The sequence below is a fragment of the Mycobacterium noviomagense genome (assembly GCF_010731635.1).
In the GTDB taxonomy this organism is placed as follows: Bacteria; Actinomycetota; Actinomycetes; order Mycobacteriales; family Mycobacteriaceae; genus Mycobacterium; species Mycobacterium noviomagense.
On record NZ_AP022583.1, the window covers coordinates 3583089 to 3610024 of the forward strand.

At 66.9% G+C, this 26936-nt stretch carries 32 protein-coding genes and 1 pseudogene; 16 read left to right on the plus strand and 17 right to left on the minus strand.

Features of this window, described 5'->3' with window-relative positions; translation table 11 throughout:
* Positions 1–155 precede the first annotated feature (155 nt).
* A complete protein-coding gene (locus tag G6N15_RS16960; protein ID WP_083086484.1) occupies positions 156–1214 on the plus strand; it encodes a DUF4192 domain-containing protein in 1059 nt (352 codons plus the stop codon).
* Between the two features lie 2 nt (positions 1215–1216).
* On the opposite strand, the gene ideR is transcribed toward G6N15_RS16960, so the two are convergent.
* From ideR to G6N15_RS16975, 3 genes are all read right to left on the minus strand, one after another.
* Positions 1217–1909 (minus strand): iron-dependent transcriptional regulator IdeR, encoded by a 693-nt coding sequence (gene ideR, locus G6N15_RS16965; protein WP_083086486.1) that lies wholly within the window; start codon positions 1907–1909, stop codon positions 1217–1219.
* A gap of 126 nt (positions 1910–2035) precedes the next feature.
* The gene (gene sigB / locus G6N15_RS16970) at positions 2036–3025 is read right to left on the minus strand and encodes a sigma-70 family RNA polymerase sigma factor SigB (RefSeq protein ID WP_083086488.1); all 990 of its coding nucleotides are present in this window, start codon (positions 3023–3025) and stop codon (positions 2036–2038) included.
* A gap of 118 nt (positions 3026–3143) precedes the next feature.
* Entirely contained in the window at positions 3144–3566 is a 423-nt protein-coding gene (locus G6N15_RS16975; RefSeq protein WP_083086491.1) for a DUF3099 domain-containing protein, read from the minus strand.
* Positions 3567–3623: 57 nt separating this feature from the next.
* On the opposite strand from G6N15_RS16975, the gene G6N15_RS16980 reads away from it, so the two are divergent.
* Positions 3624–3863 carry a DUF3039 domain-containing protein gene (locus G6N15_RS16980; RefSeq protein ID WP_083086493.1) on the plus strand — a complete coding sequence of 80 codons (240 nt, stop codon included), beginning with the start codon at positions 3624–3626 and terminating at the stop codon, positions 3861–3863.
* Between the two features lie 13 nt (positions 3864–3876).
* Here G6N15_RS16980 and G6N15_RS16985 read toward each other — a convergent pair whose 3' ends face one another.
* Positions 3877–4074, minus strand: coding sequence for a DUF7455 domain-containing protein (locus G6N15_RS16985; protein ID WP_083086495.1), 198 nt, complete (start codon positions 4072–4074; stop codon positions 3877–3879).
* A 126-nt stretch (positions 4075–4200) separates the two neighbouring features.
* Here G6N15_RS16985 and G6N15_RS16990 point away from each other — a divergent pair, with 126 nt between their 5' ends.
* Positions 4201–4566, plus strand: a complete 366-nt coding sequence (locus G6N15_RS16990; protein WP_083086497.1) for a DUF952 domain-containing protein — start codon at positions 4201–4203, stop codon at positions 4564–4566.
* Here the strand turns inward: G6N15_RS16990 and G6N15_RS16995 are convergent.
* Positions 4515–4937, minus strand: a pseudogene (locus tag G6N15_RS16995) (RidA family protein). The gene G6N15_RS16990 and the pseudogene G6N15_RS16995 overlap by 52 nt on opposite strands.
* Positions 4938–5127: 190 nt before the next feature.
* Between G6N15_RS16995 and G6N15_RS17000 the strand changes: the two are divergent.
* From G6N15_RS17000 to G6N15_RS17015, 4 genes are all read left to right on the plus strand, one after another.
* Entirely contained in the window at positions 5128–5619 is a 492-nt protein-coding gene (locus G6N15_RS17000) for a hypothetical protein (RefSeq protein WP_139797749.1), read from the plus strand.
* Positions 5620–5663: 44 nt separating this feature from the next.
* The gene (locus tag G6N15_RS17005) at positions 5664–5966 is read left to right on the plus strand and encodes a hypothetical protein (protein ID WP_083086502.1); all 303 of its coding nucleotides are present in this window, start codon (positions 5664–5666) and stop codon (positions 5964–5966) included.
* A gap of 6 nt (positions 5967–5972) precedes the next feature.
* On the plus strand, positions 5973–6569 hold the full coding sequence (locus G6N15_RS17010; protein WP_083086504.1) for a M50 family metallopeptidase: 597 nt from the start codon (positions 5973–5975) through the stop codon (positions 6567–6569).
* Positions 6570–6693: 124 nt separating this feature from the next.
* Positions 6694–7518, plus strand: a complete 825-nt coding sequence (locus G6N15_RS17015) for a hypothetical protein (RefSeq protein WP_083086507.1) — start codon at positions 6694–6696, stop codon at positions 7516–7518.
* A 15-nt stretch (positions 7519–7533) separates the two neighbouring features.
* Here the strand turns inward: G6N15_RS17015 and G6N15_RS17020 are convergent, their stop codons facing one another.
* From G6N15_RS17020 to ppgK, 4 genes are all read right to left on the minus strand, one after another.
* Positions 7534–8064, minus strand: a complete 531-nt coding sequence (locus tag G6N15_RS17020; RefSeq protein WP_139797750.1) for a hypothetical protein — start codon at positions 8062–8064, stop codon at positions 7534–7536.
* A gap of 305 nt (positions 8065–8369) precedes the next feature.
* A complete protein-coding gene (locus G6N15_RS17025; protein ID WP_083086513.1) occupies positions 8370–8861 on the minus strand; it encodes a tyrosine-type recombinase/integrase in 492 nt (163 codons plus the stop codon).
* Between the two features lie 82 nt (positions 8862–8943).
* Positions 8944–10506: an RNA polymerase sigma factor gene (locus tag G6N15_RS17030; RefSeq protein ID WP_083086751.1), complete on the minus strand. Its 1563-nt coding sequence runs from the start codon at positions 10504–10506 to the stop codon at positions 8944–8946.
* 165 nt (positions 10507–10671) lie between these two features.
* Positions 10672–11481 (minus strand): polyphosphate--glucose phosphotransferase, encoded by an 810-nt coding sequence (gene ppgK, locus G6N15_RS17035; RefSeq protein WP_083086515.1) that lies wholly within the window; start codon positions 11479–11481, stop codon positions 10672–10674.
* Positions 11482–11604: 123 nt separating this feature from the next.
* Here ppgK and G6N15_RS17040 point away from each other — a divergent pair, with 123 nt between their 5' ends.
* Positions 11605–12477: an inositol monophosphatase family protein gene (locus tag G6N15_RS17040; protein ID WP_083086518.1), complete on the plus strand. Its 873-nt coding sequence runs from the start codon at positions 11605–11607 to the stop codon at positions 12475–12477.
* A gap of 5 nt (positions 12478–12482) precedes the next feature.
* Here G6N15_RS17040 and cei read toward each other — a convergent pair whose 3' ends face one another.
* A complete protein-coding gene (gene cei, locus G6N15_RS17045; RefSeq protein WP_083086520.1) occupies positions 12483–13133 on the minus strand; it encodes an envelope integrity protein Cei in 651 nt (216 codons plus the stop codon).
* Positions 13134–13295: 162 nt separating this feature from the next.
* Here cei and G6N15_RS17050 point away from each other — a divergent pair, with 162 nt between their 5' ends.
* Positions 13296–13598 carry a DUF4193 domain-containing protein gene (locus G6N15_RS17050; protein WP_007774871.1) on the plus strand — a complete coding sequence of 101 codons (303 nt, stop codon included), beginning with the start codon at positions 13296–13298 and terminating at the stop codon, positions 13596–13598.
* 12 nt (positions 13599–13610) lie between these two features.
* Here G6N15_RS17050 and G6N15_RS17055 read toward each other — a convergent pair whose 3' ends face one another.
* Entirely contained in the window at positions 13611–14087 is a 477-nt protein-coding gene (locus G6N15_RS17055; protein WP_083086522.1) for a DUF3093 domain-containing protein, read from the minus strand.
* Positions 14088–14112: 25 nt separating this feature from the next.
* Here G6N15_RS17055 and dut point away from each other — a divergent pair, with 25 nt between their 5' ends.
* Both dut and G6N15_RS17065 read left to right on the plus strand, forming a co-directional pair.
* Complete coding sequence (dut, locus tag G6N15_RS17060; RefSeq protein ID WP_083086524.1) at positions 14113–14577, plus strand: dUTP diphosphatase; 465 nt, start codon at positions 14113–14115, stop codon at positions 14575–14577.
* A gap of 54 nt (positions 14578–14631) precedes the next feature.
* Positions 14632–15381, plus strand: coding sequence for a DUF3710 domain-containing protein (locus G6N15_RS17065; RefSeq protein WP_083086526.1), 750 nt, complete (start codon positions 14632–14634; stop codon positions 15379–15381).
* Between the two features lie 2 nt (positions 15382–15383).
* On the opposite strand, the gene G6N15_RS17070 is transcribed toward G6N15_RS17065, so the two are convergent.
* Positions 15384–16082 (minus strand): alpha/beta fold hydrolase, encoded by a 699-nt coding sequence (locus G6N15_RS17070; RefSeq protein WP_083086528.1) that lies wholly within the window; start codon positions 16080–16082, stop codon positions 15384–15386.
* Positions 16083–16225: 143 nt separating this feature from the next.
* Here G6N15_RS17070 and G6N15_RS17075 point away from each other — a divergent pair, with 143 nt between their 5' ends.
* Together G6N15_RS17075 and G6N15_RS17080 are read left to right on the plus strand one after the other, a co-directional pair.
* A complete protein-coding gene (locus G6N15_RS17075) occupies positions 16226–16594 on the plus strand; it encodes an OB-fold nucleic acid binding domain-containing protein (protein ID WP_083086530.1) in 369 nt (122 codons plus the stop codon).
* Positions 16595–16636: 42 nt separating this feature from the next.
* Positions 16637–17302 (plus strand): DUF3159 domain-containing protein, encoded by a 666-nt coding sequence (locus G6N15_RS17080; RefSeq protein WP_083086532.1) that lies wholly within the window; start codon positions 16637–16639, stop codon positions 17300–17302.
* Here the strand turns inward: G6N15_RS17080 and G6N15_RS17085 are convergent.
* Both G6N15_RS17085 and G6N15_RS17090 read right to left on the minus strand, forming a co-directional pair.
* Positions 17217–17915 (minus strand): potassium channel family protein, encoded by a 699-nt coding sequence (locus tag G6N15_RS17085; RefSeq protein ID WP_083086534.1) that lies wholly within the window; start codon positions 17913–17915, stop codon positions 17217–17219. The genes G6N15_RS17080 and G6N15_RS17085 overlap by 86 nt on opposite strands.
* A 1-nt stretch (position 17916) precedes the next feature.
* The gene (locus tag G6N15_RS17090) at positions 17917–18588 is read right to left on the minus strand and encodes a potassium channel family protein (RefSeq protein WP_163748117.1); all 672 of its coding nucleotides are present in this window, start codon (positions 18586–18588) and stop codon (positions 17917–17919) included.
* Between the two features lie 131 nt (positions 18589–18719).
* Between G6N15_RS17090 and G6N15_RS17095 the strand changes: the two genes are divergently transcribed.
* Both G6N15_RS17095 and G6N15_RS17100 read left to right on the plus strand, forming a co-directional pair.
* Positions 18720–20714 (plus strand): APC family permease, encoded by a 1995-nt coding sequence (locus tag G6N15_RS17095; protein ID WP_083086539.1) that lies wholly within the window; start codon positions 18720–18722, stop codon positions 20712–20714.
* A complete protein-coding gene (locus G6N15_RS17100; RefSeq protein ID WP_083086541.1) occupies positions 20711–21910 on the plus strand; it encodes a class I SAM-dependent RNA methyltransferase in 1200 nt (399 codons plus the stop codon). Before G6N15_RS17095 ends, G6N15_RS17100 begins: the two co-directional genes overlap by 4 nt.
* Here G6N15_RS17100 and G6N15_RS17105 read toward each other — a convergent pair.
* Together G6N15_RS17105 and G6N15_RS17110 are read right to left on the minus strand one after the other, a co-directional pair.
* On the minus strand, positions 21907–23196 hold the full coding sequence (locus G6N15_RS17105) for an ArsB/NhaD family transporter (protein WP_083086544.1): 1290 nt from the start codon (positions 23194–23196) through the stop codon (positions 21907–21909). The genes G6N15_RS17100 and G6N15_RS17105 overlap by 4 nt on opposite strands.
* Positions 23197–23212: 16 nt before the next feature.
* Positions 23213–23656 carry a CBS domain-containing protein gene (locus tag G6N15_RS17110; protein ID WP_083086546.1) on the minus strand — a complete coding sequence of 148 codons (444 nt, stop codon included), beginning with the start codon at positions 23654–23656 and terminating at the stop codon, positions 23213–23215.
* A gap of 80 nt (positions 23657–23736) precedes the next feature.
* Between G6N15_RS17110 and dxs the strand changes: the two genes are divergently transcribed.
* Positions 23737–25668: a 1-deoxy-D-xylulose-5-phosphate synthase gene (dxs, locus tag G6N15_RS17115; RefSeq protein ID WP_083086548.1), complete on the plus strand. Its 1932-nt coding sequence runs from the start codon at positions 23737–23739 to the stop codon at positions 25666–25668.
* Between the two features lie 25 nt (positions 25669–25693).
* Here dxs and G6N15_RS17120 read toward each other — a convergent pair whose 3' ends face one another.
* Positions 25694–26935 (minus strand): HRDC domain-containing protein, encoded by a 1242-nt coding sequence (locus G6N15_RS17120; protein ID WP_083086550.1) that lies wholly within the window; start codon positions 26933–26935, stop codon positions 25694–25696.
* Between the last annotated feature and the right edge of the window lies 1 nt (position 26936).

The window sequence follows — 26936 nt, forward strand, 5'->3', positions numbered from 1 at the left end:
TAGACATCTACGCCGGTTCGGCATTTCCTGCAGCCCGAACAGTCATCAGCGCCGCGCGACCGCACGACACACAGTCGCGATTTCGTCCACAACCGCGCCGCTGGGTGAGGTCGCCGGCGTGCCGGTTGACGGTGATGGTTGCCAGCGTGTGGCTCATGACAAAACATCGATCCGACTTTGAACTCGACCGCCCCGGTGCGCTGATTGCCGCGTTACCGGCCGTCCTCGGTTTCGTGCCGGAAAAGTCGCTGGTGCTGGTGTCGATCGACGGCGGCGAAATGGGTGCGGTGATGCGGGTGGACCTTTCTGACGACCTGACCGAGCGGCTCACCCACCTCGCCGAGGTCGCCGCCGCCGCCGAGCCCGAGGCCGCGATTGCGGTAATCATCGACGCCGACGGTGCGCGCTGCCCGGTGTGCGGCGAGCAGTACCGCCAACTGTGCACGGCGCTCGCTGACGCGTTGTCGCAGCACGACATTGTGTTGTGGGCGGCGCACGTGGTGGATCGGGTGGCGACCGACGGCCGCTGGCACTGCGTCGACGGTTGCGGTGCCGGTGGTGCAGTCGAGGATCCCTCGGCGTCGCCGCTGGCAGTGGCGGCGGTGCTGGATGGGCGACGGCTCTACGCCCGGCGCGCCGATCTCCAGGCCGTGATCGCGGTCGACGACACGGCCGGCAGCGCTGAGTTGGCCGCTGCGATCGCCGAGGTAGCGGCGGCACGGGAGGAGGCGTATCGCCTCGACCCCGATGGCACAGCGCGCCACGACGTCGAGGAAATGATGGCCGCCGCTGCTCGTGTCGCCGACAATCGACAGCTGTGCACGACCGAGCTGGCCAGGCTGGCCTGCGCGCTGACCGATGTTCAGGTCCGCGACACGATGTATGCGCTTGCGGTCGGCGTCAACGCCGGTGAGGCCGAGTCGTTGTGGGCGGTGCTGTCGCGCCGGCTACCGGAGCCGTGGCGGGTGGAGGCGCTGGTCCTGTTGGCGTTCAGTGCCTACGCCCGCGGCGACGGGCCGCTGGCCGGCGTGTCGCTGGAGGCGGCGCTGCGCTGCGAGCCCGGGCACCGGATGGCGGGCATGCTCGACCGGGCGCTGCAGTCGGGCCTGCGGCCTGAGCGAATCCGTGAACTTGGTCTGACCGGTTATCGACTGGCGAGGCGGCTCGGGGTGCGGCTACCGCCGCGGCGAGCATTCGGTCAGCGCGCGGTGTAGCGCTAGACCTTTTCCACCTTGACGGCGTGGGCCATCTCGTGCGGGAGGGTCACGTTCTCGTGGCCCGGTATCACGATGGTCACCCCGCCGGCCGGGTTGGTCTCGACGGTCACCCGCGCGTTGGGCACGACGCCGGCGTCCTTGAGCCGAGTGATCAGGTCGATGTCACCCTGGACGTGCTCGGTGAGTTGGCGGACGACCACGGCCACCGGTGAGCCCGACGGCAGCTCGGTCAGCCGCACCAGGTTGGCGTCTTCGGAGCCGAATCCCGGTCCCACGCCGAGGTCCTTCAGCCCCGGAATCGGGTTGCCGAACGGGGAAGTGGTCGGGTTGTTGAGCACCTGCACCAGCCGCCGCTCGACATCCTCGCTCATCACGTGCTCCCACCGGCAGGCTTCGGCATGCACTTCTTCCCAAGGCAACCCGATCACGTCGACCAGCAGCCGCTCAGCGAGCCGGTGCTTGCGCATCACCGCTATCGCCAGCGCCCTGCCCTTGTCGGTGAGCTCCAAATGGCGGTCGCCGGCGACCCGCAGTAACCCGTCGCGCTCCATCCGTGACACGGTCTGGCTGACGGTGGGACCGCTCTGCTCGAGCCGCTCGGCGATCCGCGCGCGCAACGGCGTCACGCCCTCTTCCTCGAGGTCGTAAATCGTCCGCAGGTACATCTCGGTGGTGTCAACCAGCTCGTTCATTCCGCACCCTCCATCGCCGCCGAGTCTACTTGCCTAGCTGCGAGAATGGTTCCCTAACACTCCAAGGCAGCACGACGCCCGCCGCGGTTGCGGCGGGCGTCTGTCGCTGGTGTCAGCCGGCGGCCCTTAGCTGGCGTAGGAGCGCAGCCGGTCGGCGCGCTCGCCGTGGCGCAGCTTGGCCATGACTTCGCGCTCTATCTGGCGGACCCGCTCACGCGACAAACCGAACAGCTTGCCGATTTGATCCAGCGTGCGCGGCTGGCCGTCGTCCAGCCCGAACCGCAGCCGGATCACCTGGTGCTCGCGCTCGTCGAGGGTGGCCAGCACGCTGCGGATGTCGGTGTGCAGCAGCTCGGCGATCACCGCGTTCTCCGCGGACATCGCCTCGGCGTCCTCGATGAAATCGCCCAGGGGAGCTTCCTCGTCGGAGCCGACCGGCATGTCCAGGCTCACCGGGTCACGGCTGTGCTCCAGCAGGTCGTTGATCTTGTCGATCGGAATGCCGGACTCGGCGGCCAGCTCCTCGTCGGTGGCCTCGCGGCCCAGATTCTGGTGCATCTCGCGCTTGATCCGCGCCAGCTTATTGACCTGCTCGACGAGATGGACCGGCAACCGGATCGTGCGGCTTTGGTCGGCCATACCCCGCGTGATGGCCTGGCGGATCCACCACGTGGCATAGGTGGAGAACTTGAATCCCTTGGTGTAGTCGAACTTCTCCATCGCGCGGATCAGACCGAGGTTGCCCTCCTGGATGAGGTCGAGCAGCGGCATGCCGCGCCCGGTGTAGCGCTTTGCCAGCGACACCACCAGCCGCAGGTTGGCTTCCAGCAGATGACGCCGCGCCGCCTCACCGTCGCGGACCACCATCGCCAGCTCCCGTTTGCGGTTCTCCCCGAGGCGCTTCCGGGTTTCCAGCAGATACTGGGCATAAAGCCCGGCCTCGATGCGCTTGGCGAGCTCGACCTCGTCGGCGGCATTGAGCAACGCGGTCTTGCCGATGCCGTTCAGATACACGCGCACCAGGTCGGCGGCTGGGCTCTGAGCGTCCAGATCGCTGTCAACCCGGCTTGTGGTGGCATTTGCCATAGCGCCCTCCCGATCGGCTCGAACTGTCATGTGATCCAACGACCAACCCAGGCCATGAGTTCCCACCGGGCGGCTATCTCACACCCGTTGACGTGCGCGAATGTGCCGGGGACCTGAGAATGTCCTGAGAACTGGGGCGAGTGGCCCGTTACGGGGAACCGTCACCCGCCGAGTGCGGCGAGTCCGGTTGCGGCGGCACCGGTCTGCGCGGTTCGAGCGCCGGGCGTTCGGCGGTCGGGAACAAAGGCGTGCGGCGAGGGACGCTGTCGAAGCGCCGGGGTTCGTCGGCGCGCCGCGGCGGCCGGTCGTTGGCGATCAGCACCGCCATCCACGGCAAGGGCACCGAGGCGGCCACGATCAGGAGCGAGATGAGGCCGTTGTGCCAGGCGCCGTAGGCGAGTGCCGCCAGCACCAGCGCCGGGACACGGAAGGCCATCAGAGTCAGGTACTTGCGCACCCGCTCGCGGTGCTGCACCTCATACGACGGTGCGGCGGCGGTGATGAGGACTGGTCGACCGTCGTCGTCGAAACCCAGCTCCGTGCCGCGCTTCATTTCTCCACTGTCCCACAATTGGTCGACGTCGGCTCAAACAGTTTTAACGGACCGGTCTGCGGCAGAATATGGGCTATGCAGACCGAGACGATCGAGCGCACCGATACCGAAGAACGGGTCGACGACGGGACCGGCAGCGACATCCCCAAGTACTTCCACTACGTCAAGAAGGACAAGATCGCCGAAAGCGCCGTGATGGGCACCCATGTCGTCGCCCTGTGCGGCGAGGTATTTCCGGTAACACGGTCGGCGAAGCCGGGGTCTCCGGTCTGCCCGGAATGCAAGCGAATCTACGAGAGGCTCAAGAAGGACTGACGCGCTCGAGTCCTTAGGCGTCCAGCGGCACGGCGCTCGATTCCAGCACCGCTGACAACTCGATCAGCTTGGCCTCGTGCTCATTGGCGTGATGCTGGCAGAAGAGAAGCTCAGCGCCAGACGGCAGCGTGGCACGCACACGGGCGGCGGCACCGCACCGATCGCACCGATCAGCCCTGGTGAGTTCGGGACTGGTCAATGTGGCGTTCATAGCTTCTCCATTCGTGACGTATCTCCACTGTCTCAGACGTTGCGGCTTTCGGCCTTGTTCCCCAGGGGGTACCCGGTGTGTCGTTTCTCACGCGCGCTCGAGTTGTCTCGCGAGGCAGGCTGAGGTGTGACGTTCGTCTCCGAGGTGCTGGTTCACCTGTGCTCGGCGGGGGCGTGGTCGCGCGCCCAGGACTGCGGCTATGTTCGCTCCGACTCGCTATCGAGCGTCGGGTTCGTCCATTTGTCGACGCCGCCGCAGGTTCACCTGCCGGCCAACCGGCTCTACCGCGGACGTGACGATCTGGTGTTGCTGCACATCGATCCCGCCCGGCTTGACTCACCGCTGGTATGGGAACCGGGGGTGCCAACGGATCCGGAGTCGATGTTGTTCCCGCACCTGTATGGTCCGCTGCCGGTCACCGCTGTGACCCAGGTCGCCGCCTACCGGCCCGGTCCGGACGGCACCTTTCCGCCGCTCGAAGACCCGACGTAGCGCTCCCCTTCACGGGCTTCTATTTCCACCAGCAACCCTGGGGCGATGAGCGCCGAGACTTCGACCATGGTTGGCCGCTGGCCGGATCTTGCCGAAAACCTCGGCGTGTACCGCGGCGACATCCCGCCAACGCGAAATGTCGGTCACGTAGATGCGGGTCCGCAGACGTCGGTCAACGCCGCGCGGGCCTCCCTGAGTGCAATTTCGATGCGGCGCAAGGCGTCTCGGGTCTGAGCGGAAATGTCGTCGGCCGGTCCGGCGCCGGTTGTGCCGGCGACGGCGACGTATGGGCCCACGCGCACCGCCCGGGAATAGCCGACGGTTGCTTCGAAAGCCGAGCCGGACGACACCAGAATGCGGCTGGCTGACATGCGGTCACCGTAGTCAGCGCCGACGCGCTCAGTCGAGGTAGTCGCGCACTGTACGGGCTTCCACCGGGTGCTTGAGCTGCATAAACGCTGGTCCCGAAGGGCCTAGATGCGTCCAATATCCGTGACTGACGAGGTCGGGACCGCAGGGTAGCGTGGGCCTGACGGCTTGGTTGGGCTAGAAGGTTAAGCGTTGGTTGAGCAGTGGCAGATTCCGACCCAGGAACAGATTCTCGCGATGGGGCGTGCCGCCGGGATCGCGCAGCAGCAGGCCAACCAACTTCAGGTGAAGTCCATCGTGCTCGGCTACAACGTGGTGCCGACCGTTGGGGTTGAGGGAGGGAACCCCAAGAACGAGGTTGAAATCACTTTTCGGCTGTGGCGCTTCGACGAGAAACAACGGATCGACGCTGATGACGTGCCGTCGTACTCGTCGGTGGCTGAGGTGGAGGCGCAGTTGCAACGCCTCGCTGAGCTGCCGCGGTGGTGCCTCGATCTGGTGGGCAACTCCACCGCCCGCGTCGTGACCGAGACCGAGGGCGTCTTCACGGTCATCACCGACACACGCACCGGGCAAGATTTCTACCTTCGGACGGTCGACATGGAGGCAATCACCGTATTGCCCATTCACGCTGAGGCCCCACCGGCGATTGGCAACTGGCGTCCGTGTAGGCCCGGCGAGTAGCCGCACGGTTTTTCGCCTCCGCCGTTCCGGGTACCGTCAGCCTGGTGACCAATTTCGACGATCTCACCCAGTGGTCCTGGTTACAGGCCTACAGCCGATTCACGCTTCAAAATCAAGACGAGCGGCAACTCTACGAGGTCGCGGAGTCCGGCGCGGACCACACGGGCACTTGGCACTTCAAGCGGAACGAGGGCTTGTCGGTCGGGCCTCTGCTGCTTGGCTCGGTCATCAGCTACCGGCACCCCACCGCTGATGCGGCGAAGGCGGCGGCGGAGGAGGATTTCCGCCAGATCGTGCAGCTGGGGAAGTGGTTGAGGTACATGGTCACCCACAATCCGCCTGCTTAAGCGCCCATGACCGAAGCCGACGATGAGCGGCTACTGACCGCCCACCACGAAGCGGGCCATGCGGTCGCGGCGCTACTGCGCGGCGGTGGCGAGTTGAAGTCGATGACGATCGAGCCGACCGCCGACTACGCGGGCTGTACCTGGTCCCGCTCGAAGGCGGTGGATCGCGCGTTCATCGTCTACGCCGGTCCGTGGGCCGAGGCCCGCGTCCGTTGGAACGGGCCGACGCTCGACGACTTCGACGAGGACGGCCTCGACTTCAACGACCACCTGATGACGGCGTTCCTCCGCAACCCTGACGACCGTGCCGCCTATAAGGAGGCGGGCGGCGGCGGCGACCCGTTCCAGCACACGATCGGCCAAATGCTGCCATCCGCCGGGTCAGCCGACCGCGACAGCTTGGCCGATTTCCTGCGCCAGCAGGCGGCGCAGCTGGGCATCGATATGGCCCACCCCGAGCAAGTATGGACCGCCGAGTTGGAGCGGGTCTGGCCCGCGATCTGTGAGGTTGCGGCGCTGCTGGTCGACGGCCAGGCCGTTGACCACGACACGGTCCAGGCCGCGATCAAGCGGATGCACAGCGGCGCAACCGATTCGGCGTAGCGCGCTGCGGCCCTTGCGTAGCATTGAGCCGCATGAGTAGCGAAACGGTAGCTACATCGTGAGCAAGCGCACCCGCCCGCGACGCCCACGTCCGACGTGCATGTTCTGCGGAAGTGATGCGCCGATGACGAAGGAACACATCTTCAGATCGTCGTGGAAACACAAAATCGATACCAATGAGCATCTCGTCAACTTGCCGTTTTTTGACCGGACCTTCACCAGATATGGGCTGGACGGTTCCCCGAAACAGACGAAGTCCGAAGACCTCTTTTCCGTCATCGTCAAACGCGTGTGCGCCCCATGCAACAACACCTGGATGAACGACCTCGATTCGGAGGTGGAGCCGTGGGTTTTCGATCCCGTCAACGACGACAATCGATGCGATCCCACGGAGTTTCGGCGCTGGGCAATTAAGGTTGCGCTACTGCGCTCGTATTACGAGAGTCCGCTTGCTGTCGAGCCTGCCGACCCGGCAAAGATTTACGCCGGTGAGGAAATAGCGGAGTGGCATGTGTTCATCGGCCGCACTCAACGTCCGGAACACCGTCATTCATTCTGCGGGGTAGGCCCGCTCCGGCCAGATGGCGGAAGATTGTATGGAATCACGCAGGTCTCGTGGACGCTTGGCAACAGCTTGGTGACTGCGCTGAGGGTCGTTACCGGAGATGACGAACTGTCGCAGCTCCTCAACGAGTCATCACACGGTTGCCTCAAAAATTTCAAGCAGTACAACCGCTGGCGCGGCATCGAAGTCTTGGAGGTACTGCCTACGGCTAAGGAGATGCCGAGCGTACGGTCCCTACCAGCTTTGCCGATTCACGAAGTGCAACGGCTCGTTTGGCTCTTTACCACTCATCCCATTTCGCCGATCGCAAAGGAAGTGCGCGAGGCCTATGAGGGCATGAAGGGGATACTGGAAGACGCTGGCTTCCAATGGGTTGACGCCTGAGGGCAGCACAGCGATTCACCCACTCATAGCCTCATCAGCGTCGCGGATCAACTCGGCCCGTGAACGCCCCCGACCCGACGTGTCGGTGAAGTCGCCGTCGTCCACACCGATCCCCACCCGACGCAACCGCCATTGCTCCAACTCGTCATACGGCTCGTCGGCAACGTTGTCGTCGTCGGACCCAGACACAGGCGGCGGCAGCGGTACCGCCGCAGCTGCCGCGGTCAGTCCCTGCAAGCGGCTGATCTCGTTCTGCAAACGACGGGCCTGGTCGAGCGCCCGCAGATCGCCCTTGACCGCCTTGGCGTAGGCCACCCGGTACAGCGCCTCGTACCGCTCGACGGCGACGGCGTCGGCCTGGTTCGACATCAGCGACCGCTGACCGTCCGTCGCGGCCAGCTGGCGGCGGATTGCCAACTCGACACCGCGGCACGACAACCGGACCTGCGGGTGCCCGGCGATCGTCCGATACGGGGTCCCGGCCAGGAACAGCTGCCAGATCAGCGCGTCACGCGCCCGGCGCTGCTCGGCACTCACCCGTGGCATGACGACCACGGTAGATCGACCGCCCGACGAAAGTAGGCACCGCGCGCCGCGGGTCGCCCGCCGATGTAGGCGGCCTACCCTCTGCCTACTTTGGGGGCTGGGCAGGAACCCGTTGAAACACAGGCGATTCCGGGCAGATCAGGGCCGAAATCGGCCGAAAATTTCTGCCTACGTGGCGCGGGGGTACACATACGCACCGGGCGACCTCCGGCGGACCATCCCTCGTCTGGACTTTGTGCCCCCTTTGTATCGCTCGGCCAGGGCGACGCGCACCTGGCCGCGCACCAGGTCGAGGTCGTCGACCGTCAGCCCAGGACCTCCCCGGCGCGCATCCCGGTCTCGACCATCAGCCGCACGATGGCCTCGTCGCGGCGGTCGCGGAACTCCTTCCCGGCGCAGGCCTTGACGAGCGCGCGCACCTGGTCGTCGGTCAGCGAGTCGACCACCTTGACGTCGAGCTTGGGCGCTTTCAGGCCCAGCAGCGGATCGCGGTCGACCTCGGCCTCCTCCTCGCACCAGGCGCTGAAGCGGCGCACCCCCAGCTGGCGGGCACGCGCGGTCGCCGGTTCGGCCCCGCCTGCCAGCAGGTCGGCCACCCAGGCGCGCACCAGGTCGCGGTCGAACGCGGGCGTATGGCCGTTGACCTCGCACCAGTCGATGAACTGGTAGACCCCGGTCGTGTAGCTCTTGCGGGTCTCGCGGGACTTGTGGTCGGCGCGCAGCGATACCTCCCAGGACGGCAGCAGCGCGGCCAGGTCGAGGGTGTTGGGGCGTCGGCGGGAACGGGCGGTCGTCATGACCGATACCTTAACTAGAACCTTGTTGCTTATCCCACGTCAGCGCATAACAGCTGATCAGAAACTGTTTTCAGGCGGGTCCTCAGTCCAGGTAGTCGCGCAGCACCTGGGAACGGCTGGGGTGACGCAGCTTTGACATCGTCTTGGACTCGATCTGGCGGATGCGTTCCCGCGTGACGCCGTAGACCTGACCGATCTCGTCAAGCGTTCGCGGTTGGCCATCGGTGAGCCCGAAGCGCAGCCGTACCACGCCGGCCTCGCGTTCGGAGAGCGTCTCCAACACCGACTGCAGCTGGTCCTGCAACAGCGTGAACGACACCGCGTCGACCGCAACCACCGCTTCGCTGTCTTCGATGAAGTCGCCCAGCTGGCTGTCGCCCTCGTCGCCGATCGTCTGATCCAACGAGATCGGCTCACGCGCATACTGCTGGATCTCCAGCACCTTTTCCGGCGTGATGTCCATCTCCTTGGCCAGCTCCTCAGGAGTGGGCTCGCGGCCCAGATCCTGCAGCAGCTCACGCTGGATGCGGCCCAGCTTGTTGATCACCTCGACCATGTGCACCGGGATGCGGATGGTGCGTGCCTGGTCGGCCATGGCCCGAGTAATGGCCTGCCGGATCCACCAAGTCGCGTACGTAGAGAACTTGTAACCCTTGGTGTAGTCGAACTTTTCGACCGCACGGATCAAACCCAGGTTGCCTTCCTGGATTAGGTCCAAAAACGCCATCCCGCGGCCGGTGTAGCGCTTGGCCAACGACACCACCAGACGCAAATTTGCTTCCAGCAGATGGTTTTTCGCGCGGTCGCCGTCGCGGCAGATCCACATCATGTCGCGGCGCTGGGCGGCTGGGAGCTTCTCGCCGCGCTCGGCCATTTCGGCCAGCAGCTGGCTGGCGTACAGGCCGGCCTCGATCCGCTTGGCCAGCTCGACCTCTTCCTCGGCGTTGAGCAGCGCGACCTTGCCGATCTGCTTGAGGTACGCGCGAACCGAGTCCGCCGATGCGGTGAGTTCGGCGTCTTTGCGCGCTTGGCGCAAGGCCTCAGACTCGTCTTCGTCCCATACGAAATCGCCTGAGGCCTTGTCTTTTTCGCTCGGCTCAGCGATCTCTTCGTCGTCCTCGACGGTTTCCTCGACGGCCACGGCGGGCGCGGCGGCGTCGGCTTGCTCGAGGTCGGGGTCGGCTTGCTCAAGCTCGGCATCATCGCTCTCGGGCGCTACGTCCTCGAGGTCATCGAGACTCAGGTCGGCGGGGTCGATATCGATGTCGTCCGGTTCGATATCGGCGTCCGGCTCACCGCCGAGATCCGCCTCGGCGTCGACGTCCTCGACCAGGGCGTCGGCGACGACCTCGACATCCTTTGGCGCCGTGGCTTTCTTCGCTCGGCTCCGCGACGGCTTCGCGGGGGCACTTTTGGCCGGAGCGTGGTCCTTCTTCGCGGTCTCGGCGCGTTTGGCGCTGGTCGCCTTCGTGGCACCTGGGGAGGTTTTGCTTGCGCGGGTGGTGCTCTTGGTGGCCTTCTTGGAAGAGGCGGACCCGTTGGTGGACTTTGCCGCCGATCGCTTTGCACCGGCCTTGGCGGGGGCCTTGGTGGCGGTGCGTTTCACCGGCTCATCGGTTGACGGGCTTGCTTTGGTCGCTGCCACGTACACCCCTTCGGTCGGACTCACTTCCGGTGCGCTTGGGCGTACTTGACCGAAAGTTTCGGTTATGTCGAATGTCGGCGTGGATACTCGCCGCTATCGGTTCGGGCGGCCGCCGCTGACCATTGTAACGACAGACGGGGTACAGCCTGGCTGAGCGGGCAAATTTCAATGTGTCACGTCTGTCGTAGCCGCCATTGCCGCGCCCACAATGCCGGCACTGTTTTGTAAAGCCGCTGGCACTACCCGGGTCCGATTTGTGAGCAGCGGCACCCATTTGTCGGCTTTTCGGCTAATGCCGCCGCCGACGATGAACAGATCGGGCCACATCGCGTTCTCGATCGCGACCAGCACCTTCGTCACGTGGCGCGTCCACTTTTTGTAACTCCAGCCGCGCCTTTCTTTGACCGACGACGCCGCCCGGTGCTCGGCCTCCTTGCCACCCACCTCGAGGTGGCCGAACTCCGTATTGGGTAGCAATTTCCCGTTGTGGATGACCGCCGACCCGATCCCGGTCCCGAAGGTCAGCAGCACGACGACCCCGGATTGGTCTTTGCCGGCTCCATACCGCTCTTCGGCCAGCCCCGCAGCGTCGGCGTCGTTAAGGACAACGACTTCTTGACCCACGAGTTCGGCGCTGATGACGTCACGCGCACTGATGCCGATCCACGACTTGTCCACATTGGCGGCGGTCTGCACGACACCTTCAGTGACGACGCCGGGGTAGGTCACCCCCAGCGGACCGGTCCAACCGAACTCGTTGACGACCGCCGCGATGGTCTTGGCGACCGCTGCCGGGGTGGCCGGCTGCGGGGTCGGCAGTTTGAATCGGTCGCCGACGAGCTGCCCGGTGGCCAGGTCGACGATGCCACCCTTGATGCCGCTGCCGCCGACGTCGACGCCGAACCCGCGTGGCTGCGGTGTGATTCCGGCCGCATCGGTACCGACTGCGTCCGTGCTTGGCTCGGTGCTGCTCATCGGATCTCCTCGACGAGGGGTGGCTGCCCACACCTTAGCCCGACGACGATGCAGGTCTGGGTAGAACCGCTGGTCAGGCGGCGCGTGACCACCCGCTCGCGGCCGCTGTGATGCGATAGACCGGTGACGACAGCTGACAACCGGCCGGCGCACCTGCGTTCGGTGGCCGAAACGCTGGCCGCCGAGGCCGCTGCGTTCGTGCGGCGTCGCCGCAGCGAGGTGTTCGGCGTCGACGCCCGTGATGCAGACGACGCGGCGGTGCGGTCCAAGAGCACCCCCACCGATCCGGTGACCATCGTCGACACCGATACCGAGCGGCTACTGCGGGACCGCTTAGCGCAGCTGCGTTCGGGCGACCCGATTCTGGGCGAGGAGGGCGGTGGGCCCGCCGATGCGAGCGCCGGCGACGGATCAGTCACCTGGGTGCTCGATCCCATCGACGGCACAGTGAACTTCGTCTACGGCATTCCCGCCTACGCGGTGTCGGTTGCCGCCCAGGTACACGGTGTCTCGGTGGCCGGTGCCGTCGCCGACGTCGCAGCGGGTCGGGTGTACTCGGCCGGGGCAGGGCTCGGGGCACATGTCAGCGACGAGAAGGGGACACGGCCGTTACGGTGTACCGCCGTCGACGATTTGTCGATGGCGTTGCTCGGCACCGGGTTCGGGTACTCCAGGCAGCGCCGCGCTGTGCAGGCGGCGCTGCTGGCGCGGATGCTGCCGGTGGTCCGTGATGTGCGCCGCATCGGGTCGGCGGCCCTGGACTTGTGCATGGTGGCCGCAGGCCGGCTGGATGCTTACTACGAGCACGGTTTGCATCTGTGGGATTGCGCGGCTGGGGCATTGATCGCTGCCGAGGCCGGCGCGCGGGTGCTGCTGCCTCCGCGGGACGGGGCGGGCGGCACGGCCGGCCTGGTCGTCGCTGCCGCACCGGGAATCGCGGACCAACTGTTGGCCGCGCTCGAGCAGTTCGACGGCCTACAACCGATCCGCGACTAGAAGTCTCAGCAGCTATTGGAGTGGATCTTCGCCACCAGAGCGGGATCGGACTCCTCGGTGGCATCGGGGCGCAGGGTGGCCAGTACGGTCTCGATGTCGTCACTGTGCGCCAGCGCGGTGAAGTCGGTGCCGAGCGCGAGGTCGACGGAGTCGTCGGCGCGGTCGTCGCGGAACAATTCGGTGCAGGGTGCCACCAACCACACGGCGGCCGCCGAGGCTTGGCCGGCTTCACCGAAACGGATTTGGCCCTGGCAGTTCAGCCTGGTGTTGGCGTAAACGGGGTCATTGGCAGCGCTCGGTTGGGCAAAGCCCAAGTCGCGCAAGGCGTCGGCGATATCGGCGGCCTGACCGCCGCGCCCGCTGGCGTTGAGCACATGAACTTTGGTTTCGGCGAGTTTGGCGGGGGTGACGTTCACCATCGTGCTTCGCGGCACTTGCTCACCCAGTCGTGGCTGCTCGCCGTTCGGCCCCGACGGCGGCGGGTTACAGACAGCGGTCTCGTGCACGTCAGTCGAGCGGGTCAGCGCCATCGCCCACACCACACCCGTTATCAGAAGCAGCACCAACATAAGACCGAGAGCCGGCCGGGGATTGCGTCGCCGAAAGGGCCGGCCGTGCTTGTCGAAAGCGGTGCCTTCTGTGATTTGCGCGACCACGTACGCACTCTAAACGGAATGTTTAAAGCGGCACACGGAGGGCAAATGTGGTATGTGATGTAAATCACACTTGAAGGAACCCAGATACGGGCACGAATCATTTGGTGGATGCGTTCGACGCTGGTACAAAGCGTTGCTTGCAAGGTAACGAGGGGATGCAAGATGCCTACCGACTATGACGCCCCACGGCGCACCGAGACTGATGACGTTTCCGAGGATTCGCTAGAGGAACTCAAAGCGCGGCGGAACGAAGCCGCGTCGGCCGTGGTCGACGTCGACGAATCGGAAACCGCTGAAAACTTCGAACTGCCCGGCGCCGACTTGTCCGGCGAAGAGCTGTCCGTTCGCGTTATTCCCAAGCAGGCCGACGAGTTCACCTGCTCGAGCTGCTTTTTGGTGCAACACCGCAGCCGGCTCGCCAGCGAGAAAAACGGCGTGATGATCTGTACCGACTGCGCGGCCTGACCGGGCCGCGAGTCAGTTGCGCAATGCCGACAGCACCCGGTCTGGGTGACGGCAGCTCACCAGCCAGTACGGCGTCGGATCATCGGGGTCATCGAGAACGACCAGAACCATCGGCCCGACCCAGCCGCGATGCAAGACGTACGCCGCGGGATCCAGCTGGCGGCCGAGCGCCGCGGACTTCGCCGAACGCGGGACCTCTGCCGAGCGAGCGATCACGGTGACCGGCAAATGTGCTTGGCCGGCCCATAACTCGACACCACTGTCGCCGACCGTGACCCGGATTTCGAAGCGCCCCAACCACAGCAGCGCCGCGGCGGCCACCGCGAACAACACGACGAACGGCAGCCAGTCCGGCAGGCTGCGGATGCCGAGATTGACCTCGAAGGCGATCAGTGCGGCCAGCCCGAAGCCCAGCGGCCACCACCACCACGGCACCCAGAGTCGTTCGCGATACCGCACGCTTTGCGGCGCGACGCGCGTCCCGGACACCCGGCCAAGGGTAGTCTGTGGCCCCGTGTCGACCAGTCTGGCGGTTGTCCGCTTGGACCGCGGACTTCCGCTGCCCAGCCGCGCCCACGACGGTGATGCCGGCGTAGATCTCTACAGCGCCGAAGACGTGGAGCTGGCGCCGGGAGAGCGTGCGCTGGTCCGCACCGGCATCGCGGTGGCCGTCCCGTACGGAATGGTCGGCTTAGTGCACCCGCGCTCGGGATTGGCTGCGCGCGTTGGGCTTTCGATCGTGAACAGCCCGGGCACCATCGACGCCGGCTATCGCGGCGAGCTCAAGGTAGCGCTGATCAACCTCGACCCCGTCACGCCGATCGTCGTGCATCGCGGCGACCGCATCGCCCAGTTGCTGGTGCAGCGGGTCGAGCTGGTCGAGCTGGTTGAGGTGTCGTCGTTCGACGAGGCCGGTTTGGCCGAGACATCCCGTGGCGACGGCGGCCACGGTTCCTCTGGCGGGCATGCGAGTTTGTGATTTCGCGCGGGCGACGATGCTTAAGTGATGCGACGAGGAGGAGCGGCGCGGGCTATGGCATTCGGTAGACGCAAACCCAAAGGCGCCAAAGGCGACACCACGCGCGAACCCGAGGCGACCACCACTCCGCCGGAAAGCGAGGCTGCGATCGACAACGAGCCATCCGAAGAGCTGGCCGGCCCGTTCGACATCGAGGACTTCGACGACCCGGCCGCGGCAGAGCTGGCCCGGCTCGACCTGGGCTCGGTGCTGATACCGATGCCCGCCGCAGGCCAGGTGCAAGTGGAGGTCACCGAGGCCGGCATTCCGAGCGCGGTGTGGGTTGTCACAGCCAACGGCCGCTACACCATCGCCGCCTACGCGGCGCCCAAGACAGGCGGTTTGTGGCGTGAGGTGGCCGCTGAGCTCGCCGAGTCGCTGCGCAAAGACTCGGTCAACGTCAGCATTCAAGACGGCCCGTGGGGCCGGGAAGTGGTCGGCGTCGCGGCCGGTGCGGTGCGGTTCGTCGGGGTCGACGGCTACCGCTGGATGATCCGCTGCGTGGTCAACGGTTCGCACGAGACCATCGACGCGCTGACCCAGGAAGCGCGAGAAGCGTTGGCAGACACCGTGGTTCGCCGCGGCGATACGCCGCTGCCGGTCAGGACGCCGCTGCCGGTGCAGCTGCCCGAGCCGATGGCGGCCCAGCTGCGTGAGGCCGCGGCCGCCCAGCAGGCCGCGGCACAGCAGCCCGGTGGCTCCGAGCAGGCGGCGCGCCGCAGCGCCGGCGGCTCGGCCATGCAACAGCTGCGCAGCAGCAGCTGACCCTAGAGATCGCCCAGCGCGTCCAGGCACGCCGCGCCCAAAGTCGCGGGCTCGGCACCGATTTGGTCCAGCGTCACAGTCCGCAGCGCTGCGCGCGGCGCCGCGCTGACCCACTCGACAGCCACCTGCAGGGGATGAATCGGGTCATCGGTGGCCGCCGCCACCGCCAACGGTGCGACAAGCCGCGCAAGCTCTGCGCAGCTCGGTGCCACGTAGCTGGCCGCTTCCTCCATGGCGTCGGGCAGTTGCGGCCACTGGCGCTGCCACGACCGGGCCAGTTCGTCGCCCAGCCAGCGCGGGCTGGACGCCCGCATCTGGGTCGTCGTCGCCGCGAGACCGTCACGTCGAAGCTGATGCGCCGAGTGCCGTGCGGCGTCGGCGGCGGGGGCCGCCGCCGGCGCCCCGGTCCACGCCGGCAACGCCGCGAGCACCGCGACCGCGCGATCGGGATGGTTCAGCGCCCACGCGGCCGCCACCGCTGCGCCGATCGACACACCCCCGACCGCGATAGGACCGGCACCAGCGGCGGTGTCCATGGCGGCGCGGTAGCCGTCGATCAGCTGTCCGGGCCGCGGCCGATGCGCGACCACCACCGCACCGGCCTGGTGCAGCGGGCTGGCGAAAGCCCGCGCCACGTAATGGTCGTCGGAGCCGGTGCCGGGCAACAAGACGGTGGTGACACCGCGCAAATTCACAGCCACGCCCCTGATATTGCCTGCCGTTTGTGGGTACTCCCACGGCACCCCGAGGGCTGTGTGGCATCGGGGAACCAACAGGTCTACGGTGTCCGTTGGCATAACTAGATGGCGTCCATGATGGACTGGCAGAAGCGTCAGGAGAGGCCATGACGGCCGCAAACTATCTGCGCCGGCTCACGCGTCGGTTGACAGAAGACCCGGAACAACTCGACGTCGAGGAGTTGTCCGACGAGGCGCTCAACACCGGAGCCCAGCGGGCAATCGACTGCCAGCGCGGCCAAGAGGTCACGATGGTGGGCACGTTGCGCAGCGTCGAAGCCAACGCCAAGGGGTGCGCCGGCGGGGTCCGCGCGGAATTGTTCGACGGCACCGACACCGTGACGCTGGTGTGGTTGGGGCAGCGGCGCATACCCGGCATCGAGTCGGGTCGCACGCTGCGGGTGCGGGGTCGGTTGGGCACGCTGGAAAACGGTGCCAAAGCGATCTACAACCCGCATTACGAAATTCAGCGGTGACGGCGCAGGACGGTGACGGCGTCGCGCCCATCGGTGTGAGTCATGGCTGCTGATCGCAGTGGCGACCAGCGCTTGCTGGCGCAGCTGGGCGGGGTGAGCGGGCTCATCTACTCGTCGGTGCCCGTGGTGGTCTTCGTCGGCGTCTCCGGCGTATTCGGTTTACTGGCCGCTATCGGCGCGGCGTTGGTCGCCGCCGCGGCGATTCTGCTGCTGCGCCTTGTCCGGCGGGAGTCGACGCAGCCCGCGGTGTCCGGCTTCTTCGGCGTCGCCTGCTGCGCGTTGGTCGCCTACGCCGTCGGGCAGTCGAAGGGCTACTTCCTGCTGGGCATCTGGATGTCGCTGGTCTGGGCGGTGATCTTCGCGCTGTCGGTGGTGATCCGGCGCCCGCTGGTCGGCTACGTGTGGAGCTGGGCCGGCGGACATGACCGCAGTTGGCGACACGTGCGCCGCGCGGTGTTGGCGTTCGACGCCGCGACGCTGGCCTGGGTGCTGGTATTCGGCGCGCGGTTCGTGGTGCAACGGCTGCTCTACGACGCCGACCACACCGGCTGGCTGGCCGCAGCCCGGATCGGGATGGGCTGGCCGCTGACTGCGGCGGCTGCGGCGCTGACCTACCTGGCGATCAAGTCTGCGCAACGTGCGATGCGTTCGGCGCAGGCTGATGCTCCGGCAGCAGCAGCTGACGCAGCTCCTCCTCCACCTCGGTAACGGCCACGAACAGCAGTTCGTCGCCGCCTTCCAGCGGCTCGTCCGCCGCCGGCACGATCACCCGCGGGCCGCGCAAAATCGTCACCAGCGCAGCGTCGCGCGGCAGCTGCAGCCTGCGCACGGGTTTGCCGCCCCACGGGGTGTCGTCGGGCAGCGTGATCTCGACCAGGTTGGCCTGGCCTTTGCGGAACTCCATCAGCCGCACCAGGTCGCCGACCGCGACGGCCTCCTCGACCAACGACGCCAGGATCCGCGGAGTCGACACCGCCACGTCCACGCCCCAGGCGTCGGTGAAAAGCCATTCGTTGCGCGGATCGTTGACCCGGGCCACCACGCGCGGCACCGCGAACTCGGTCTTGGCCAGCAAGCTCAGCACCACGTTGGCCTTGTCGTCGCCGGTGGCGGCGACCACGACGTCGAAGTCCTCGAGGTGCACGGACTCCAGCAAGCTCAACTCGCAGGCGTCGCCTAACCGCCAGTGCGCGGACGGGATGGCGTCGACGTCGACGTGGTCGATGTTGCGTTCGATCAGCGTCACCTCGTGACCGCTTTCGGTGAGCTCGCGGGCGATCGAACGGCCGACAGCACCGGCCCCGGAGATCGCGACTTTCATTTCATGCTCCAAGGTCCTCACTCGGCGGCTGGGCGGCGATGGCCTGCGCCTCGGTGGCGCGCCCGGCGACCGCGGCGACGTACACCTGGTCGCCGGCCTGGATCACTGTTTTGGGTTCGGGCAGCACCCCGCTACCGAACCGGACCATGAACGCGACCCGGGCGCCGGTGGCTTCTTCCAGATCGGTGATGCGGTGACCCACCCAGTCTTCATGTACGACCAGCTCGACGACGGCGACGGTACCGGTAGGGTCGCGCCACTTGGTCGTCTCGCTTTCCCGCAGCAGGGCGTTGAGCAGCCGGTCGGTGGTCCATGGCACCGTGGCGATCGTGGGGATGCCGAGCCGCTCGTAGACCGCGGCGCGTTTGGCGTCGTAGATGCGCGCGACGACCCGCTGCACACCCCACGTTTCGCGGGCCAGCCGGGCCGAGATGATATTGGAGTTGTCGCCGGACGACACCGCGGCGAACGCGCCGGCTTGCTCGATACCCGCTCGCAGCAACACGTCGCGGTCGAATCCCAGGCCCAGCACCCGTTCGCCCGCAAAGTCGGGGCTGAGCCGGTTGAAGGCGGTGCTGTCGCGGTCGATGACCGCGACATCGTGTCCGATCCGGGACAGCCCGTCGGCCACGGCGGCGCCCACCCGGCCGCACCCCATCACTACTACCCGCACTGAGGTCCTTTCGGCAGCAGCCTGTCGTCGGGGCCCGGTCGGCAGCCCCGTTGGCCCGCCGATTTCTACCCGGAGCGTTCCCCTCTAGGGAACGCTACCGCCAGCGTCGCGTGGGCTTACCCTTGGCTCTCGTGTCCAAACTCTCGACCGCGGCGCGCCGATTGGTTTTGGGTCGGCCGTTCCGCAGCGATCGACTGAGCCACACCCTGCTGCCCAAGCGCATCGCGCTGCCGGTATTCGCCTCCGACGCGTTGTCGTCGGTGGCGTACGCCCCCGAGGAGATCTTCCTGATGCTGTCGGTGGCCGGGTTGGCCGCCTACGCGATGACACCGTGGATCGGGCTGGCGGTGGCCGTCGTGTTGTTGGTGGTGGTGGCCAGCTACCGGCAGAATGTGCACGCCTACCCCTCCGGAGGCGGGGACTACGAAGTCGTGACCACCAACCTGGGCGCCAACGCCGGCCTGCTGGTCGCCAGTGCCCTGATGGTGGATTACGTTCTGACCGTTGCTGTTTCGACAGCTTCGGCGATGTCGAACATCGGCTCGGCGATCCCGTTCGTGGCCGATCACAAGGTGCTGTTCTCGGTCAGCGCGATCCTTCTGGTGATGGCGATGAACCTGCGCGGCGTGCGCGAATCCGGCGTGGCGTTCGCGATTCCCACCTACGCATTCATCATCGGGGTCCTCATCATGCTCGCGTGGGGACTGTTTCGCATATACGTGCTGGGGGATCCGCTGCGCGCCGAGTCCGCCGGTTTCGTGATGCGCGCCGAACGCGGCAAGATCGCCGGTTTGGCGCTGATGTTTCTGGTGGCGCGGTCGTTTTCGTCGGGCTGTGCGGCGCTGACCGGTGTGGAGGCGATCAGCAACGGCGTGCCGGCGTTCCGAAAGCCCAAGTCGCGCAACGCCGCAACGACATTGCTGATGCTGGGCACCATCGCGGTGACGTTGTTCATGGGCATCATCGTGCTGGCTGAGAAGACCGGCGTCCAGGTCGTCGACGACCCCGAGAAGCAGCTGGTGGGTACGCCTGCGGACTATCACCAGAAGACGCTGGTCACCCAGCTGGCCGGGGCGGTGTTCGGCAGCTTCCACATCGGGTTGTTGCTCATCGCCACGGTGACGGCGCTCATCCTGGTGCTGGCGGCCAACACCGCGTTCAACGGTTTCCCGGTGCTGGGTTCGGTTCTCGCGCAGCACAGCTATCTGCCGCGCCAGCTGCATACCCGCGGAGACCGGCTGGCGTTCTCCAACGGCATCCTGTTTTTGTCGGCGGCCGCGCTCGCGGCGATCATCGCGTTCCGCGCTCAGGTGACCGCGCTGATCCAGCTCTACATCGTCGGAGTGTTCATTTCGTTCACGCTGAGCCAGATCGGCATGGTCCGGCACTGGGCCCGGCTGTTGCGCACCGAAACCGATCCGTCGCTGCGGCGCAAGATGATGCGCTCGCGGATGGTCAACACGATCGGCTTCCTGGCCACCGGCACGGTGCTGTTCGTCGTGCTGATCACCAAGTTCCTTGCCGGAGCCTGGATCGCGGTCGTCGCGATGGGCTCACTGTTCGCGATCATGAAGCTGATCCGCCGCCACTACAACACCGTGAGCCAGGAACTGGAGGAGCAGGCGGCAGCCCACAAAGGCGTGGTGTTGCCCAGCCGCAACCACGCCATGGTGCTGGTGTCGAAGTTGCATCTGCCGACACTGCGTGCGCTGGCCTACGCGCGGGCCACCCGCCCTGATGTGCTCGAAGCCGTCACGGTCAGTGTCGACGACGCCGAAACCCGTGAGCTGGTGCGCAAATGGGAGGACAGCGATATCAGCGTGCCGCTCAAGGTGATCGCGTCGCCGTATCGCGAAGTCACCCGCCCGGTGCTGGACTACGTTAAGCGGGTCAGCAAAGAGTCGCCGCGCACCGTCGTGACGGTGTTCATCCCCGAGTATGTGGTGGGTCACTGGTGGGAACAGCTGCTGCACAACCAGAGTGCGCTTCGCCTCAAAGGCCGGCTGCTGTTCATGCCCGGGGTGATGGTGACTTCGGTTCCCTGGCAACTCAGTTCGTCGGAGCGGGTCAAGGCGCTGCAGCCGCACGCCGCTCCCGGCGACGCCCGACGGGGCATCTTCGATTGACCGGCGCGTCTACTGATGCCCCCGAGCTGACGTTGACCGTTGGCGTCCCCGCCAACGGCGGCAGCTGCGTGGCACGCCACGAGGGTCGGGTGGTGTTCGTGCGCTACGCGCTGCCCGGTGAGCAGGTCCGGGCCCGAGTCACCGCCGACCGCGGGTCCTATTGGCACGCCGAGGCCCTCGAGGTGATCGAGCCGTCACCGGATCGCATCGCGCCGCTGTGCCCGATCGCCGGAGTCGACGGCGCCGGGTGCTGCGATCTGGCATTCGTCGACCCGAACGCGGCCCGTGCGCTCAAGGCGCAAGTGGTCACCAATCAGCTTGCGCGCCTGGGTGGTTACCGCTGGCACGGCGAGGCGGAACCGCTCGGCACGGCGGGCCCGACGGGTTGGCGAACGCGAGTGCGCCTCGACGTGGGCGCCGACGGGCGGGCCGGCTTTCATCGCTACCACAGTGACGAGCTGGTCACCGACTTGCGTTGCGGTCAGCTGCCCGAGGCGATGGTCGACGGTCTGGCAGCGGCCAAGTGGCCGCCGGCCGCGCAGCTGCACATCGCTGTCGACGACGACGGTCAACGGCATGTGGTGCAAACGGTGAAGCAGGGCAGCAAAACCGTGGCCGAGGTGGTCGATGGCAGCTATCAGGCGGTGCAGCAGGCGGGCGGGCGCAGCTGGCGGATCCCGGTGACGGCATTCTGGCAGGCACACCGCGACGCGGCGCAGGTCTACAGCGACATGGTGCGCGACTGGACGCAGCCCGCTGCGGGGATGACGGCCTGGGACCTCTACGGCGGCGCGGGCCTGTTCGCCGCGGTGCTGGCCGAGGCGGTTGGAACGTCGGGGCGGGTGCTGAGCGTCGACACGGCTCGAGCAGCGTCACGAGCTGCCAAGGCCGCGTTGGCTGATCTGCCTCGAGTGCAGGTGGTCACCGATTCGGTGCGCCGTGCGCTGACGACGCAGTCCGTCGCGGCCGACGTGGCGGTGCTTGATCCGCCGCGCTCGGGCGCCGGACGCGATGTCATCGACCTGTTGGCCGCTGCGGGCGTGCCGCGGTTGGTGCACATCGGTTGCGAGGCAGCATCATTCGCCCGCGATATCGGGCTTTACCGCGAGCGCGGCTACACCGTCGAGAAGCTGCGGGTGTTCGACGCCTTCCCGCTGACCCACCACGTCGAGTGCGTGGCGCTGCTGACCCGCTAGGCCAGCACGAAGTAGCGCACCCACAGGTAAAGGGCGGTCAGCGCAAGCGACATCGCCGTGACCACCGCGCCCTTGCGGGTGAATTCCCAAAACGAGATGGGACTGTCTGCGCGCCTTGCGATCCCGATGATGACCACGTTGGCGCTGGCCCCGACCGCGGTGAGGTTCCCGCCGAAGCCGGTACCCAGCGCAAGCGCCCACCACAACACGTCGGGATTGGCGTGGCCGACCATGGACGGGACCAGTTCACCGACGATCGGTGCCATCGTCGCGGCATACGGAACGTTGTTGATGACGCCGCCGAACACCAACGACGCGGCCAGCAGCAGCATCGTCGTCAGCAACGCATTGCCGCCGGTCGCCGTCATCGCCGATCGCGCCAACGAGTTGACGACACCGGTCTTGACCAAAGCGCCGACCATGACGAACAGCCCGGCGAAGAACAGCAGCGTGTCCCACTCGACGCTGGACAGGTAATCCGCGCGTTCCAGCCCGGAAATCACGATCAGGATGCCCGCGCCCAGCAGCGCCACGACCGAGGGGTCCATGCGCAGCGCCGAGTGCGCGACGAATCCCGCGAACACCAGTACCAGCACGACCCCGCACTTGACCAGCAGCCCCGGATCCCGGATGGCTTCGCGTTCTTCCAGCGCCATGACGTCGGCGACGCGCTCCGGGTCGACCGCGAACGCACCCGGGAACAGCCGGGGCAGCAGCGCGATGAACACGGCGGTGACGATGACGACCAGCGGGGTCAGGTGGATCAGGAAGTCGTTGAACGACAGCCCCGCTCGGCTCGCGATGATGATGTTGGGCGGGTCACCGACCAACGTCGCGTTGCCGCCGATGTTGGAGGCGAATGCCTCGGCCATCAAGAACGGCGCCGCATTGATCTCCAGCCGGTCACACACCAGCAGCGTCACCGGCGCGATCAGCAACACCGTGGTGACGTTGTCCAGCAGCGCTGAGCCCAACGAGGTCACCAGCACCAGCAGGATCATGATGCGCAGCGGGGAGCCTTTTGCGCGTTTGGTAGCCCAGATCGCGACGTATTCGAAGACACCGGTCTGGCGCAGCACGCTGACGATGATCATCATGCCGAGCAGCAAAAAGAGGACGTCCCAATCGATCCCGGTAGCGTGGGAGTAGAAGACGTCGTGGGACCTGATCACCGGCAAGGTGACCACGATCGCGGCGCCGGTCAGCGCCACCATTGTCCTGTTGAGGCGGTCGTGGGCGATTAACGCGTAGGCGATCACGAATACGGTGACCGCGACGGCGCTCATCGGCGCTCCGCCCGGATCAATGCTTCAGCGCCGCGGCGAGCAGGCGCGACGCGGTGATCACGCCGAGCAGCGTGCCTTCTTTGACCACTGCGATCAGCGGACTGCGCAGCCGCGCCATCAGCGTCGCCACCTCGATGATCGTGTCGTCGGCGTCGGCTGCTGGTATCTCGACCAAGTGCTCGGGCAGCACGTCGCGGACTTTCTTGCCGCCCAGCTTTTCCGCGGCGCGGTCGGCCATCGACTCGTTGAGCACACCGGCCAGCGACGGGTCGTCTTGCACATAGCGGGGCAAGATGAAGCGGACGACCTGAGAAGCCGGCAGCACCGCGTACGGCTTGCCGGACTGGTCGGTGACGACAATCCCGGGCAGGCGATGCTCGGCAAGCAAGCGGGCGGCATCCAGGGCGCCGGAGTCGATGCTCACGACCGGGAAATCTTCGGCGATCTCCTGCGCGCGCATACCGCGACGATACGTCGGTGTGCGCCCCCGCCGCGCGTTTGGCTTGCCGGGACTCCCGCGCGCCTGCGTACACTGGCGAAATGCTTGAACAGATCCGCGGGCCAGCTGATCTGCAGCCCCTTTCGCAAGCTGAGCTCAAGGATCTGGCGCACGAGATACGGCAGTTTCTGATCCACAAAGTCGCTGCCACCGGGGGACACTTGGGGCCCAACCTCGGGGTCGTCGAGCTGACGCTGGCGTTGCACCGGGTGTTCGACTCGCCCCACGATCCGATCATCTTCGACACCGGCCACCAGGCATACGTGCACAAGATGCTGACCGGGCGCTGCGGCGATTTCGAGACGCTGCGCAAGAAGGGCGGCCTGTCGGGGTATCCGAGCCGTGCCGAAAGCGAGCACGACTGGGTCGAGTCCAGCCACGCCAGTGCCGCGCTGTCCTACGCCGACGGGCTGGCCAAAGCCTTCGAGCTCACCGGGCACCGCAACCGTCATGTGGTGGCGGTGGTCGGCGACGGTGCGCTGACCGGCGGCATGTGCTGGGAGGCGCTGAACAACATCGCCGCGGCCCGCCGTCCGGTGGTGATCGTCGTCAACGACAATGGCCGCAGCTACGCCCCGACCATCGGTGCTTTCGCCGACCGCCTGGCCGCGCTGCGGCTTCAGCCCGCCTATGAGCACCTGTTGGAGAAGGGCCGCGGCGCGGTGCGGGGCATGCCGGTCATCGGCGAGCTGGTCTACCACCTCATGCACAGCGCCAAGGCCGGCATCAAAGACGCGTTGTCGCCGCAGCTGCTGTTCACCGACCTCGGGCTGAAATACGTGGGACCGGTCGACGGCCACGACGAGCACGCTGTGGAGTCCGCGCTGCGCCACGCCCGCGGCTTCGGCGGTCCGGTGATAGTGCACGTCGCCACCCGAAAGGGGATGGGTTATCCGCCGGCCGAAGCCGACGAGGCCGAGCAGATGCATTCCTGCGGGGTGATCGACCCGGCCACCGGGGCGGCTACCAAGGTGCCCGGGCCGGGCTGGACGGCGACGTTCGCCGACGCGCTCGTCGCCTACGGCGCCCAACGCCGCGATATCGTCGCGATTACCGCCGCCATGCCCGGACCCACCGGGCTGACCGCGTTCGGGCAGCGGTTCAAAGACCGGTTGTTTGACGTCGGCATCGCCGAGCAGCATGCGCTGACCTCGGCGGCCGGTTTGGCGATGGGCGGGCTGCACCCGGTGGTGGCGATCTACTCGACGTTCCTGAACCGGGCGTTCGACCAGATCATGATGGACGTCGCCCTGCACAAGCTGCCGGTCACGCTGGTGCTCGACCGGGCCGGCATCACCGGCCCCGACGGCGCCAGCCACAACGGCATCTGGGACCTGTCGATGCTGGGCATCGTCCCCGGCATGCGGGTGGCCGCACCCCGCGACGCCACCCGGCTGCGCGAGGAACTCGGCGAAGCGCTCGACATCAACGATGGGCCGACCGCCCTGAGGTTCCCGAAAGACGATGTGGGCGAAGACATTCCGGCGCTGGAGCGGCGCTCCGGTGTCGACCTGCTCGCGGTCCCGGCCGACGGGTTGAGCGCCGACGTGTTGCTGGTGGCGGTTGGGGCGTTCGCATCGATGGCGTTGGCGGTGGCCAAGCGGCTGCGCAATCAGGGCATCGGCGTGACGGTGATCGACCCGCGCTGGGCGTTGCCGGTGCCGGACGCGCTGCGCGACTTGGCGGTCGCCCACAAACTGGTCGTCACGCTGGAAGACAACGGCGTGAACGGCGGTGTGGGCAGCGCGGTTTCGGCGGCGCTGCGACGCGCGGAGATCGACATACCCTGCCGCGATGTGGGTCTACCGCAGCAGTTCTACGACCACGGCTCGCGAAGTGAGATCTTCGCCGACGTGGGGCTCACCGAACAAGACGTCGCCCGCCAGATCACCGGCTGGGTCGCGGCCCTGGAGAATAACGTCCCGGACCCCGGCCCAGCAGACGCAAAAGCACCGAAATTACCGCCCGTTTAGGGGCTTTTGCGTCTGCTCGCCACCGTTAACCGAGCGCTGCGGCCAATACCGGGACCACGAGCTGACGCTGCCAGGACCGGGCCTGTCCGGCGGCCAGGAACTCATCGACCACCCGCTCGTCACCGCCGTCCCAGTCCCAGCACAGCCGTCGCACCAGGTCGGGGGAGACCAGGTTCTCCACCGGAACCGATACCTGCTGCGACAACTCCGCCAACGCTGCCCGGGCCGCATCGAGCCGCACGGCGGCCTCCGGCCTGCGCTTGGCCCACCGCGCCGCAGGCGGCGGCCCGTTGGGTGGTTCCAAGTCCTCGGCGGGCTCTGGATTTTCCCGGGCCGCTTCCAGGGCCGCCAGCCACGTCGCAGCGCTGCGGCGCTGCTTGGGCCCGCCGAACACCGGCAGCGCCAACAGCTCCTCGGTCGTCTTCGGGTCGGCGACGGCCGCGTCGATGATCGCCGAATCGGGCAAGATGCGCCCGGGCGCGATGTCGCGGCGCTGCGCGATACGGTCGCGCGCGGTCCACAACTCGCGCACCGCGGCCAGGCCGCGTCGGTCGCGGACCCGATGGATACCGGACGTGCGTTGCCAGTGGTCGCGCCGTGTGGTCGGCGTGCCCAGCGCCGCTGAAGTCCGCAGGTACTCGAATTCCTCTGCAGCCCAATGTGTTTTGCCTTGTTCCGCCAGCACCGCCGCGACGGCGTCCCGCAATTCGATGAGCAGCTCGACGTCAAGCGCGGCATAGTTCAACCACGCCGGCGGCAGCGGACGCTTCGACCAGTCGGCCGCGCCGTGTCCCTTCGCTAGCCCCAGCCCGAGAAGGCGCTGCACCATGGCCGCCAGGTTGACCCGGTCGAAGCCGGCCAGCCGGCCCGCCAGTTCGGTGTCATAGACCGCCGGCGGACGCATGCCGACTTCGGCCAGGCACGGCAAGTCCTGGTCGGCGGCGTGCAGTATCCATTCGTCCTCGGCCAGCACTTGCGCGACGGGCCGCAGCGCGGCCAGCGGGTCGGTTCCGTGGCTGACCGGATCGATGAGCACCGTGCCAGCACCGGCGCGGCGGAGTTGGATCAGATAGGCCCGGTTCGAGTAGCGGAAACCCGACGCTCGCTCGGCGTCGACGGCGAACGGCCCGCGACCGCTGGCCAACTGGTCGGCCGCCGCGGCGATCTGCGCCACCGTCACCGATAGATCCGGCACTCCGTCGGCCGGGTGCAGCAGTGGTGTGGGCTCGGCCTCGATGCTGGGCTGATCGGTTGCCGCTTCGGACATG

What these genes read in the sequence shown, in the direction of transcription:
- G6N15_RS16960 (WP_083086484.1), top strand. Translation starts at nt 156, where the DNA reads ATGACAAAACATCGATCCGACTTTGAACTCGACCGCCCCGGTGCGCTG.
- G6N15_RS17010 (WP_083086504.1), top strand. Translation starts at nt 5,973, where the DNA reads ATGACCGAAGCCGACGATGAGCGGCTACTGACCGCCCACCACGAAGCG.
- dxs (WP_083086548.1), top strand. Translation starts at nt 23,737, where the DNA reads ATGCTTGAACAGATCCGCGGGCCAGCTGATCTGCAGCCCCTTTCGCAA.
- ideR (WP_083086486.1), bottom strand. Translation starts at nt 1,909, where the DNA reads ATGAACGAGCTGGTTGACACCACCGAGATGTACCTGCGGACGATTTAC.
- G6N15_RS16980 (WP_083086493.1), top strand. Translation starts at nt 3,624, where the DNA reads ATGCAGACCGAGACGATCGAGCGCACCGATACCGAAGAACGGGTCGAC.
- ppgK (WP_083086515.1), bottom strand. Translation starts at nt 11,481, where the DNA reads ATGAGCAGCACCGAGCCAAGCACGGACGCAGTCGGTACCGATGCGGCC.
- G6N15_RS17085 (WP_083086534.1), bottom strand. Translation starts at nt 17,915, where the DNA reads ATGAAAGTCGCGATCTCCGGGGCCGGTGCTGTCGGCCGTTCGATCGCC.
- G6N15_RS17050 (WP_007774871.1), top strand. Translation starts at nt 13,296, where the DNA reads ATGCCTACCGACTATGACGCCCCACGGCGCACCGAGACTGATGACGTT.
- G6N15_RS17065 (WP_083086526.1), top strand. Translation starts at nt 14,632, where the DNA reads ATGGCATTCGGTAGACGCAAACCCAAAGGCGCCAAAGGCGACACCACG.
- G6N15_RS17105 (WP_083086544.1), bottom strand. Translation starts at nt 23,196, where the DNA reads ATGAGCGCCGTCGCGGTCACCGTATTCGTGATCGCCTACGCGTTAATC.
- G6N15_RS17020 (WP_139797750.1), bottom strand. Translation starts at nt 8,064, where the DNA reads ATGCCACGGGTGAGTGCCGAGCAGCGCCGGGCGCGTGACGCGCTGATC.
- G6N15_RS17025 (WP_083086513.1), bottom strand. Translation starts at nt 8,861, where the DNA reads ATGACGACCGCCCGTTCCCGCCGACGCCCCAACACCCTCGACCTGGCC.
- G6N15_RS17120 (WP_083086550.1), bottom strand. Translation starts at nt 26,935, where the DNA reads ATGTCCGAAGCGGCAACCGATCAGCCCAGCATCGAGGCCGAGCCCACA.
- G6N15_RS16985 (WP_083086495.1), bottom strand. Translation starts at nt 4,074, where the DNA reads ATGAACGCCACATTGACCAGTCCCGAACTCACCAGGGCTGATCGGTGC.
- G6N15_RS17110 (WP_083086546.1), bottom strand. Translation starts at nt 23,656, where the DNA reads ATGCGCGCGCAGGAGATCGCCGAAGATTTCCCGGTCGTGAGCATCGAC.
- G6N15_RS17080 (WP_083086532.1), top strand. Translation starts at nt 16,637, where the DNA reads ATGGCTGCTGATCGCAGTGGCGACCAGCGCTTGCTGGCGCAGCTGGGC.
- G6N15_RS17075 (WP_083086530.1), top strand. Translation starts at nt 16,226, where the DNA reads ATGACGGCCGCAAACTATCTGCGCCGGCTCACGCGTCGGTTGACAGAA.
- sigB (WP_083086488.1), bottom strand. Translation starts at nt 3,025, where the DNA reads ATGACAGTTCGAGCCGATCGGGAGGGCGCTATGGCAAATGCCACCACA.
- G6N15_RS17015 (WP_083086507.1), top strand. Translation starts at nt 6,694, where the DNA reads ATGACGAAGGAACACATCTTCAGATCGTCGTGGAAACACAAAATCGAT.